Here is a 265-nt window from a genome sequence, read left to right as displayed (position 1 = left end):
CGTCAGCGGCGCTAAAGCCGGAATGCTCGCCGTACCGTGCTCGGAACTCCGAACCGTGCTCAGCAATGACTTCGACGAGTCGCGCATAGTCACGGACCACAAATCTCGAATCGAAAACGGCGTCTTTTACTACTCGTCTTCCCTGCAGCCCCGCAATGTGCTCGCAGCGTTGTTGGAGAATCTGGGGTCTAGACTCTCAGCCCAAGAGGTTGCCAGCCGTCTCAAGAAACTGGAAGAAGAACGCAAGCGTCTTGAACGCGAACAG

The 265-nt window shown here is 56.2% G+C and carries 1 protein-coding gene; it reads left to right on the top strand.

Going from position 1 to position 265, the window contains the following annotated elements:
• Nucleotides 1–55: 55 nt before the first annotated feature.
• On the top strand, nucleotides 56–265 hold a 210-nt coding region (locus tag SB754_RS20795), incomplete at its 3' end, for a hypothetical protein (protein WP_410784249.1).

The sequence above is a fragment of the Leifsonia sp. SIMBA_070 genome (assembly GCF_046534635.1).
In the GTDB taxonomy this organism is placed as follows: Bacteria; Actinomycetota; Actinomycetes; order Actinomycetales; family Microbacteriaceae; genus Leifsonia.
The sequence above is the reverse complement of the archived record's forward strand: the minus strand, read 5'-3'. Positions and strand labels throughout refer to the sequence as shown.